A 9,842-nucleotide genomic window follows, 5' to 3' on the forward strand; every position below is an offset into this window, starting at 1 on the left:
ATATTCCCTTTAGTTTGCGGGTTTCAGTGCCTTCAGGTATACCTGCTTGCCGTACCTTATTCTGTGCGCTAGCGTTCTTAGTGAGTTTGAAAAATATTAAAAAAGCAAGGGAGGCACAGATTCTATGAAATCAAGTGAATGACCAATGACTGCACTTCTTTCAACAAACTTTCCAGATGTGGCTTACCTAAGAAACTTTCAGCGTAAATTTTGTACAAGTCTTCTGTTCCTGATGGGCGAATTACAAACCAGGCGTTTTCCGTGACGACTTTGAGACCATTGATGGCCTGATGATTGCCTTGCGCTTCAGTCGTCGAACGCAGCACTTGTTCACCACCAAATTCGCTTTTTTTCAACTGACTAAAGTGCAAAGTCGACAGTATTGCTCTTTGCTGCGCATTGGCATTACCTTCGACTCTGCCTGCATCAGGATGTCCAAAACTGTCGCTTAATACTTGATAATGCGTCCCCGGACTTATTCCGGTGGCGGCTAAAATTTCTGCTGCAAGCAGGCCCATGACGATGCCATCTTTATCGGTGGTCCACACGCTGCCATCGCGCCGAAGCAAAGTTGCACCAGCACTCTCTTCCCCAGCAAAGCCAAGAGCACCCTGATAGAGCACGCCACCAAACCATTTAAACCCTACGGGAGTTTCATAGACATCTCTGTTCAAAGATGTTGAAACGCGATCGATAAGCTGGGTACAAACAACATTTTTTCCAACTCCCGCGTGCTTGTTCCATGCAGGGCGATGTTGAAACAGATAGTCAATCGCAACCACCAGAAAATGATTCGGTGGCATCAAGCCACACTCTGGCGTGACGATGCCGTGACGGTCATGGTCAGTATCGCAGCCAAATGCAACGTCAAAATCAGCTTTACGTTGTATCAATCGCTGCATTGCATAACCCGAAGCAGGATCAAGCCTGATTTTGCCATCCCAATCCAAAGTCATAAATGCAAATCGCTCGTCGACCTGTTTATCGATGATGTCCAGATCAAGCGCATATTGCTCAGCGATTCGCTCCCAGTAATGGACCCCCGCACCACCCATAGGATCAACGCCGATATGTAACGCAGCATGCCGCAACATATTAATGTCTAACACCTCGCACAAGGAATCTACGTAATGCCCAAGAAAATCATAATAGTGAATAAAATTAGTTTGTCGGGTTTGCGCGATTGAGACTCTTTTAATGCCGTGCAGATCCAGGCGTAAAAATTCATTTGCCTTATTCTCTATCCAATTTGTTGCTCGTATATCAGCGCCATCTCCCTGGCAAGTGTTATATTTTAAGCCGCCGAATTCTGGAGGATTATGTGAGGGGCTAATAACAATGCCATCGGCAAAGCCAGACTGACGACCATGATTGAACGCCAATATCGCTAAGGAAATGGCTGGTGTCGGAGTGTATTCCTGATCAGGAGCAATGAGTACGGTGACGCCGTTGGCGACCAAGACCTGCAAGACGCTGTCTTGTGCCGGAATAGATAAAGCGTGGGTGTCTATCCCTAAATATAAAGGGCCATGAATCCCATGTTCAGCGCGGTAATCACAAATGGCCTGAGCAATCGCCAGCAGATGCCATTCATTAAAGCTCGAAGTCAAAGAACTACCTCGATGTCCTGAAGTGCCAAAAATAACAGCTTGTGCGGCAACCGAAACATCCGGCCGCTCAGTATAGTAAGCTGCCACCAAACGCGGTATGTTAACGAGCATGCTGGTTGGAACTGGTTTTCCGGCTAAGGGGTGGATCCACATTTCAGCTATCCCGGTGAGCACAGTAATATTGCATCAGCTTAAGGGTTGAGCCGTCATGGAATGACTCAGGAATTGCGTGATGCAGACTTTCTTGAAACTCTTGCGTCATTTCTTTTGCCATTTGCTTTCCTAACTCGACACCCCACTGATCAAACGAGTTGATATTCCATATGGCGCCCTGTGTGAAAACACTGTGCTCGTATAAAGCAATTAATTGCCCAAGACTTCCTGGTGTTAATGTCTTTGCTAAGATCGTGTTACTAGGGCGGTTACCACTACACACCTGATGTAAAACAAGGTCAGCAGGAACCTGCGCATGCCGTAATTGCTCTGCACTTTGGCCATAGGCAAGTGCTTCAGCCTGGGCAAAACAATTCGCCATCAAGATGTTGTGTTGTGTAATTTGTTCATGTAAGGGTTTGCAAAAACCAATAAAATCACTAGCTACCAGCGCCGTTCCCTGATGCAGGAATTGATAAAACGAATGTTGTCCATTCGTTCCCGGTTCACCCCAATATACCGGGCAGGTGTTAAAGGTCAGCGCTTTACCATTGACGTCGACGTGTTTACCATTACTCTCCATCGTCAGCTGTTGCAAATAAGCCGGAAACCGTCGCAAATAATGGGAGTAAGGTATTACCGCAACACTATTGATCATTAAAAAATTATTATTCCAGATCGCAATCAGTCCCAATAACACCGGCATATTTTGCTTCAATGCTACGTGCAAAAAATGATCATCCATCTCATGCATCCCGTATAGCAATTCGTAAAAGCGTTCTGCACCTATTGCAATCATGGTCGACAAGCCCACCGCTGAATCAATGGAATAACGACCTCCCACCCAATCCCAGACAATAAACATCTTTGAAATGTCAATTCCAAATTCAGCGACGCCATGTTCATTGCCAGAGACCGCGATAAAATGCTGCTCTACCGCTTCCGGATGGGTTAACTTTTCCAGTAACCAGCTCTTCGCCAGAAGTGCATTACTCAAGGTCTCCGTCGTTGTAAAACTCTTAGAACAGACGATAAATAAACTTTCCTCTGGATTCAGATCACGCGTCGCCTCTATAAAATCGCTGCTATCGACATTTGAAATAAAACGAAAGCACAAAGCCCTGTCGCTATAAAAGCGTAATGCTTCAAAAGCCATTACTGGCCCCAGATCCGAGCCACCAATGCCGATATTGATGATATTTTTAATCTTTCGCCCGGTATAACCAGCCATGCGCCCTCCCCTGATCTGATCGGACAATAAGCGCATTTGCATTAAACCTTGCTGGATTTCCGGCATCAGATTTTTTTGATCAAGGTACACGCTTTCACCAATTGGCAAACGTAATGCAGTATGCAAAGCAGCACGATGTTCGCTATGATTAATTTTCTTGCCTTCAAACATCGCGCGTATTTTTTCCGGCAGACCGCATTCTTTTGCCAGCTCCACTAACAAATCGATGGTCTCCATCGTGAGTCTATTTTTGGAATAGTCGAGGTAAAGATCACCCTGCGTCAGCGACATATGTTCTGCGCGTTGTGGATCATCAGAAAATAATTGCGATATAGTAGATCGCTCTATTTGCCAATAATGGGTTCTGAGTGCGCGCCACGCGCTACGTCGGCTTAAGGGGCGTTGGTTTAACATGGCAACATTCGGACAGCTATTACTCTGCAATCAGGCGTTGCATGATAGTAGGCGGGCATCAACGTTCCTTTTGAGATTTTTCTTTGGTTTATCAGATTCAAGGAGGATTTTTTTAGATTCGCACTTCCTTTGCATGACCAATTGTCTGACGCAGCCAAACTAAAATCCGTACGCTAAGACACCGAGAGTAAAAATGACGCAATCGAGAAAGGATCGAAGGAAGGAGTATGTAGAAAAATTTATTTTATCAATCGCTTACGCATCGCCTGAAATTCGCGCTTCTGCTTTGGCGTTGACTTTGGATAGTGCATATCGAGCCCGATGAAGGTATCGAGAATAATGCGTGAGACAATTAATCTGGCGTTCTCTTTATCGTCAGCGGGAACGATATACCACGGTGATTCTGGCGTACTGGTGGCGCTCATGCATTCCTGATAGGCGTACATGTAGTCTTTCCAAAACTCACGTTCTTTCATATCCGCGTAGCTCAATTTCCAGTTTTTATCGGCAGCATCGATGCGTTGCAGAAATCGCTTACGTTGCTCTTCTTTCGATATATGGAGAAAGAGTTTGATAATACGCGTACCGTTAATGTGTAAATGCCGTTCAAGATCAGCAATAGATCGATATCTGTTTATCCAGATATTGTCAGACTTTGATTGCTGATCAATCAAACCCTCGCTATCAAGTATTTCCGGATGAACGCGGACAATCAATACCTCTTCGTAATAAGAACGATTAAAAATCCCTATACGGCCCCGTTCAGGGAGATTGCGCGTGGTACGCCATAAAAAATCATGTTGCAATTCAGCTTCACTGGGGTGTTGATAGCTAAACACCTGACAACCTTGAGGATTGATGCCAGACATCACATGTTTAATAACACCATCTTTACCTGCGGCATCCATCGCTTGAAAAATCAAAAGCACTGCGTGTTGATTACTCGCATACAACAACTGCTGCTGTGTACTTAACTCAGAGATGTGTTGTTTGAGAATGTCCTGATACTCTGCAATCGACTTATAGACAGGCGAACTTAAGGTAGCGCGCTTTTGTAAATCAATCTTTTCTCCTGGCAATACCTGAAATGCTTTCGAATTAATTTTGAGCATAGTGAACCCAGCTTTCAAGATCACGAAAGATGAAAAAAATTCCTGAGTAAGTGATCAATACGAACCATGCATGTCTGCTCATGAATTGTCTGTGCGCTCACGCACGAGGATATACGACATCATTGATCAGCGTACATCATGCTCAAATTAGCATTTTTCTGGTCTTATCTGAGTTGAGTAATCCATATTTACGTGCGAAGAGGACAATACCAACGGTATCTTTTTCGCCGATGATTTCCATGATCTTTGAGCGATGTGCGGCCACTGTCTTAGGGCTGAGCCCAAGCTCATAGGCAATCTGCTTATTTCCTTTTCTGTTGCCTATCATCGCTATGATCTGCATTTGTCTGGGCGTCAAAATCTGTGCTTGATGGGGTAATTTCAATGTTGGAAACTGAAAGCGTTTCAGCATTTTCATCGAAATATCGGGATTTAAATAAGTTTCTTTGTTTGCTACGGCTCTCAGCGCGGTTTCGAGTTCAGCTTTTGTGACCGTTTTCAGCAGATAAGCAGAAGCACCGGCTTGCAGCGCCTCTGACATCAATTCTTCAGAATCATCCATGGTCAAGACAACGATACCAAGATCTGGATAAGCATGTTTGAAATATTGAATCATCGAGATACCCGTCTGCATCCCAGTGTTGACATCGATGGTCATCACCGTTGGTAACGTTCTATCTAACAATGCAATTGCTTCTGATTGACTTGCAACTTCAGCCACAACGACAACACCATCCATCTGCTCTATCAGGCACCGAATACCAGCACGCATCAGTGTTTCATCATCGAGCAAAAGCACACTAATGGTCATGAAGAAACCGTCTTTTTTAAAGCCACCGGAGATAGTCGCCGCCCGCATTAACATAATCGGCACCGCTCCCTTATTCTGTACGTTATCGAACGATGAGGTAAGAAAAATCGAAAAATCCGCGATAGACAAGCTTGCTGGCCTATCGCAACAAGTAAAACCGCAAATAATCAGATTGCAGGTTTACCAGCTAAGAGACTTTTGGTGCGTTGATAAAAACCTAGCTCATTCATCGTAATCAGGCCTCGATTAGTAATGAATTTACTTTCTATCATATGCTGTTGCGTCACTGCCATCGCCGTTTGATTGCGCAAGGCAGCGACGTACCCTAGTACGGCCCACGGAAACGGATCATATTGACCAGATTGCCAGTTAGGCGTGTACAAATTCAGATAAGTCCACGCCTTGTCGTAATACGAAGACAACTCACTTAATCCAAATGCCTGCGGAAAAACCTGACAAGTTGTTCCCGCGTAGAACGCCGTGGTTGCTTGCGCATCGCCATCGCTAGTTTTAAATCCGGCATGCGCAGTGTCGTACAAGTAATTACTAATACCTCCGACAATACCTGTTGCCACCAGATCATAGTAATTCGCGTCTACAGGTTCCCCAAGATCACGTAACAAACCTGCAAAATCACGGAGACCACGATAGCTTTCGGCGTTATCCATCAAATATCCTAACGAATTCGATTGATTTCTTGGTGGCTGAAATGTTGCGGTCAGTCCATCCGATGGTTTTTCCATGACGGCGAGATTGCGGTAAGCAATATTTTTTAATGCGACTTCGTTCACTTTCCACCACGCCATATCCTGACTAACGCGCACATATTTGACTGCCAGCGATAAGAAGGTCGCCGCATAGGAATCGTCAGAATCAGATGGCACTAACACGAAATTATTTGTTCCAGGTACGAAGTTGACATCCATAATCGTGGAGTTAGCGGTCAGATTATGCAGATATAAATTCAGATACGATAAAACGTAAGTTTGCAAATCAGCAGGCGATAAGTACTGTACGATTGGCAACAAACCTAAATTACTGAAATACCAATTTATTCGGCCAGCTGGTGCTATCAAATAAGCATTGGCATACGGACCAGATGTGATCTGAAGATTTTTTATTTCCTGTACGACATTGATGCTCGGTGCTGCTTGAGATAAAGCAGGAGATGACTGAAAAAACAAGCCAGTCGAAACAACGATCGCGGCGACTGAAGAGGTAATTTTTCTAAATTGGAGCATGGTATTGAGTCCTAAGTGAGGAATGTGACGAATTCCTGAAGCGACACAATACAAATACGCAAGACCTGATTTGTTGCCGCAAGGAATGACTCAATATAAAAGCGAAGTGCATTCTCGATGTCAGGTAATTACTCAGAAGAAATGAGATAATTTCCTAACCGCAACTAAAGAAAATGAGTTATGGGGAAGGCGTTTTTGTTGTACAAAGATGTTGACGATCACCCAAAATCAAGCCACTTTTTAGAATAAATTTCATCCAAAATTGAGCCACGTGATTGAATGACCTGCTTAACAAATGAGCAGGGAGACCTGGAGTGATCACCGTGGGCATGTTAGCCCAAATAAGGCGGATGTATTTCCGCGACAAACTCTCGATGCGAGAAATTGCGAGACGAACGAATTTGTCTCGAAATACAATAAGCGACTGGCTCAAAAAAGAAGCAATGCAGGAGCCGAAGTACCCTCAGCGGCAAGGGTTCTAATGGAATAAGCAGTCGCTGTTAAACTACCGGTCCGACCAAATTTGTGATTCATATAATGATATGACGTGCTACGCAAGGTAATCAAGCGAATGCATTACCCAATCGCGAGAACTGATTGAAGAGATATATTTATCCTTGACCCAACACCTACCATTATTGCGGTGCATACTTATTGTGCCAGCATCGACCAGACCTCCCTATCGATGAATAAAGGCATCGATGGCTAAACGTTAGCTAGGCATTGGCACAGCAACGTTATCTGACTGTCCTTGTAAAATTTCCAGTATGCCTTTCCACTCTTTATAAACTGACTTAGGGTCACCTGCCTGACTTTGACGCACCACCACCTGACTATTGGCTAAATCCACGTAGTTGATTGGCTGGCGCTCATAACTAGCTCTTTCTGCCTGCGTTAACAGAATACATTCACCATTCGGCCCCACCTTTCCAAGAGGCATACCAGCAAATTGCAGATTGAATAGTTGAACGGGATCGATTTTTCCCTCAGCACACCACTGCTTTGCGATACCTTGCATTTGTGCTGGCGTCATATTAGTAAAGTTGTATAAGCTACTAGTTGTTGACGAACTACTTTGTGATGCAGCTAAGGCTTGCTGTGCAGATGGCGAGATGCTGACTGAATCCTGAGCAATCGTCTGTGCTACTGCGGTTGCGACATTGCTTGATCTATTCGCTTTTACACTAGGCGGGTAACTCGATGCGACTGACAAGCTTCCAATTTGTATGTTCATTATTACCTCCAGTCATTTGGGGAAAATAGATTTTGGAACACACTCAGGATTTCGAGGTGCTGCCATACCAATTTGCCTGTTGCAAATACCAAATGGGCTGCGATGCCATGTATTGCTGAATATTGGTATAAATATTCGCGGCGGAGAGCCCCTGCGCCTTTCCTTGTTCAAAAATTGCGTTTTTTTGCTGAAGCACCTGGCTTGCAAGTGCTGCAAATTTCGCGGTACTTTCAGCCGTCACTGGAAGACCATTTGCAGTGTAAGTCACTCCCGATAGCGTGCCGTTCGGTTCAAATTTTGACTTTGATATATCAACTAGTTCTCCATCTGACGTCGTTGCATTTTCATAGACATAATTGATTGCATTAGACTGATTAGGATTATTTTGCAAATTCGCAATAATTTGCTGTTGATAAAGAGGGAGTGACGCAGTATCTACAGTTGCTTGACTCGATAAGGTGACGACCGTGCTACTAGTTGAACCAACTAGGCTTTGTGTGTTCACGATATTGCTACTAGTTGCTTTTGAAGTTGATCCAGCGCCCCCGACACCCAAAAAGCTACTTGTCCTTAAGTTTGTGTTAGTTACTTGCATGTTAGACGTCCCTTAATTTCGTCACTCGCAAATTGTCACATACCGCAATGGCTTTGCTTTGAGAAAATCAAATCCAAACATCGTTTTTTGTTACGCTGTTGTATTGATGTTGGTACCGCTAGTCGCGTTTTTCTGATCGAGGTAGGCCAGTGCTTTATATAGGACAGAAAAAGGAATAATGCCATTTCTACCATTATTTGATGCTGGAATTGCTTTTTCCTGATTGATCAGATCGTTGATATATGACTTATCAACTTCGCCGCTCAAATAACCACTTGAACGATCAAACGCAATTTGCAACGCCAAATCATTGATTTGCATAACTCCAGTACTTGAAACCGGATTTAAACTCCCTGTCGCTGCTATAACCAAACCCTTATCCGCTGGCGTTAATTCATCGTCAATAACAAACGAGCTAGGTACGCCACCGACCCTATCGACTAATTTAGATGAGGTTACAGATGATGTAGATGACACATTAAAATTACTTGAAATTAACATGACGAACTCTCTCTATTATTTGTCGAAGTAAATCAATGTAAGCAGTTGCATTATTAAGGCGGCTTTAAGTCTGTATCGGCGTAGCCTGTAATTTCTGCAAAGCGTCTAAGGCATTCGTGAAAAATTTTGCGCTACTGGCATCACCTATCGCGTTTGCAGCATTCACTCCCTGCTGCAAAAGGGCAATGAAATTCGTCGGCTGCGTAGTCGCTTGGGGAGCTTGACCATCGTAATTCACCTTAGATAAGGCGGTTGGTATCATCGTGACCAACGCCGATGAGTCGTCAAATGACAATTTTCCCGACTTAATCAGTCCATTCATTGTCGATGCCATGTTTTCAGGCGATATATTGGTGAAGTCGTAGATGGCGTTTTGGCTAGAGACGCTATTTACTTGCGATGCACTAAACAGGGTTTGCGCTTGTGGAGAGATAGATACTGAGCTAGCAGAGCTGCTTTGAGGCTGGTTATCAACACTATTTTTGGTCTTTTGAGGCGTGACCGGTGAGTACGATGTTGCCGCAAGTAAATTTGCTACCCTGATATTCATGATCGCCCCAAAAAAATTGCACAAATAATACTCACTACAAAAATAATAGGCGAGATTTCAACTATGTCAATTGATAAAAAGAATAGGTAAACAGGCTATATTCGTGCTTTAGATTTTTCGTCTGACTATTCTATGGACCACAACACATTGAAGACGCTTCTGCGCAATCAGAGGTCAAACAATTTGATCTCACCTCAACCGAAACAGGATGCTAACGATCAATATCAATAGCTACATGTTGGCAACATTGGACCACTGATTTACATTTCAAAGCAGTAGTTCAGTGACATAGATAATCACAATAAACAAAAAATGATTTCTTTTGGCTGGCGCATATATGACTGGCAGTAAGGCTGGAATCAAAGCATGAATATAGCCTGTTTACCTATT

9 protein-coding genes and 1 pseudogene are annotated in these 9,842 nt (G+C 43.9%); 1 reads left to right on the forward strand and 9 read right to left on the reverse strand.

All coding sequences use genetic code 11. The features are described 5' to 3' along the window. Positions 1–122 precede the first annotated feature (122 nt). The 5 genes from ACO0KY_RS08665 to ACO0KY_RS08685 all read right to left on the reverse strand — a co-directional run bounded on the left by ACO0KY_RS08665 (position 123) and on the right by ACO0KY_RS08685 (position 6,572). The gene (locus tag ACO0KY_RS08665) at positions 123–1,763 is read right to left on the reverse strand and encodes an alpha-D-glucose phosphate-specific phosphoglucomutase (RefSeq protein ID WP_423045287.1); all 1,641 of its coding nucleotides are present in this window, start codon (positions 1,761–1,763) and stop codon (positions 123–125) included. Between the two features lies 1 nt (position 1,764). After that, positions 1,765–3,408, reverse strand: a complete 1,644-nt coding sequence (pgi, locus tag ACO0KY_RS08670) for a glucose-6-phosphate isomerase (RefSeq protein ID WP_423045289.1) — start codon at positions 3,406–3,408, stop codon at positions 1,765–1,767. 239 nt (positions 3,409–3,647) lie between these two features. Further along, on the reverse strand, positions 3,648–4,520 hold the full coding sequence (locus ACO0KY_RS08675; RefSeq protein ID WP_423045291.1) for an ADP-polyphosphate phosphotransferase: 873 nt from the start codon (positions 4,518–4,520) through the stop codon (positions 3,648–3,650). Positions 4,521–4,662: 142 nt separating this feature from the next. Further along, on the reverse strand, positions 4,663–5,460 hold the full coding sequence (locus ACO0KY_RS08680) for a response regulator (RefSeq protein WP_423045293.1): 798 nt from the start codon (positions 5,458–5,460) through the stop codon (positions 4,663–4,665). 38 nt (positions 5,461–5,498) lie between these two features. After that, positions 5,499–6,572: a hypothetical protein gene (locus ACO0KY_RS08685; protein WP_423045295.1), complete on the reverse strand. Its 1,074-nt coding sequence runs from the start codon at positions 6,570–6,572 to the stop codon at positions 5,499–5,501. Between the two features lie 329 nt (positions 6,573–6,901). Between ACO0KY_RS08685 and ACO0KY_RS08690 the strand changes: the two are divergent. After that, a pseudogene (locus ACO0KY_RS08690) lies at positions 6,902–7,001 on the forward strand (hypothetical protein); the annotation flags it as partial. Between the two features lie 283 nt (positions 7,002–7,284). On the opposite strand, the gene ACO0KY_RS08695 reads toward ACO0KY_RS08690, so the two are convergent. The 4 genes from ACO0KY_RS08695 to ACO0KY_RS08710 all read right to left on the reverse strand — a co-directional run bounded on the left by ACO0KY_RS08695 (position 7,285) and on the right by ACO0KY_RS08710 (position 9,452). Continuing rightward, complete coding sequence (locus ACO0KY_RS08695) at positions 7,285–7,806, reverse strand: hypothetical protein (RefSeq protein WP_423045297.1); 522 nt, start codon at positions 7,804–7,806, stop codon at positions 7,285–7,287. A gap of 43 nt (positions 7,807–7,849) precedes the next feature. Continuing rightward, positions 7,850–8,401, reverse strand: coding sequence for a hypothetical protein (locus tag ACO0KY_RS08700; protein ID WP_423045299.1), 552 nt, complete (start codon positions 8,399–8,401; stop codon positions 7,850–7,852). Between the two features lie 90 nt (positions 8,402–8,491). Next, positions 8,492–8,902: a hypothetical protein gene (locus tag ACO0KY_RS08705; RefSeq protein WP_423045300.1), complete on the reverse strand. Its 411-nt coding sequence runs from the start codon at positions 8,900–8,902 to the stop codon at positions 8,492–8,494. A 64-nt stretch (positions 8,903–8,966) separates the two neighbouring features. Further along, complete coding sequence (locus ACO0KY_RS08710; RefSeq protein WP_423045302.1) at positions 8,967–9,452, reverse strand: hypothetical protein; 486 nt, start codon at positions 9,450–9,452, stop codon at positions 8,967–8,969. Positions 9,453–9,842 lie beyond the last annotated feature (390 nt).

The sequence above is a fragment of the Undibacterium sp. Dicai25W genome, assembly GCF_049340505.1.
GTDB classification, from domain to species: domain Bacteria; phylum Pseudomonadota; class Gammaproteobacteria; order Burkholderiales; family Burkholderiaceae_D; genus Undibacterium; species Undibacterium jejuense.

Excerpts from the sequence above, each read along its gene's own strand:
- ACO0KY_RS08675 (WP_423045291.1), bottom strand. The coding sequence starts at position 4,520 with ATGCTCAAAATTAATTCGAAAGCATTTCAGGTATTGCCAGGAGAAAAG.
- ACO0KY_RS08665 (WP_423045287.1), bottom strand. The coding sequence starts at position 1,763 with ATGTGGATCCACCCCTTAGCCGGAAAACCAGTTCCAACCAGCATGCTC.
- ACO0KY_RS08695 (WP_423045297.1), bottom strand. The coding sequence starts at position 7,806 with ATGAACATACAAATTGGAAGCTTGTCAGTCGCATCGAGTTACCCGCCT.
- pgi (WP_423045289.1), bottom strand. The coding sequence starts at position 3,408 with ATGTTAAACCAACGCCCCTTAAGCCGACGTAGCGCGTGGCGCGCACTC.
- ACO0KY_RS08710 (WP_423045302.1), bottom strand. The coding sequence starts at position 9,452 with ATGAATATCAGGGTAGCAAATTTACTTGCGGCAACATCGTACTCACCG.
- ACO0KY_RS08700 (WP_423045299.1), bottom strand. The coding sequence starts at position 8,401 with ATGCAAGTAACTAACACAAACTTAAGGACAAGTAGCTTTTTGGGTGTC.
- ACO0KY_RS08685 (WP_423045295.1), bottom strand. The coding sequence starts at position 6,572 with ATGCTCCAATTTAGAAAAATTACCTCTTCAGTCGCCGCGATCGTTGTT.
- ACO0KY_RS08705 (WP_423045300.1), bottom strand. The coding sequence starts at position 8,902 with ATGTTAATTTCAAGTAATTTTAATGTGTCATCTACATCATCTGTAACC.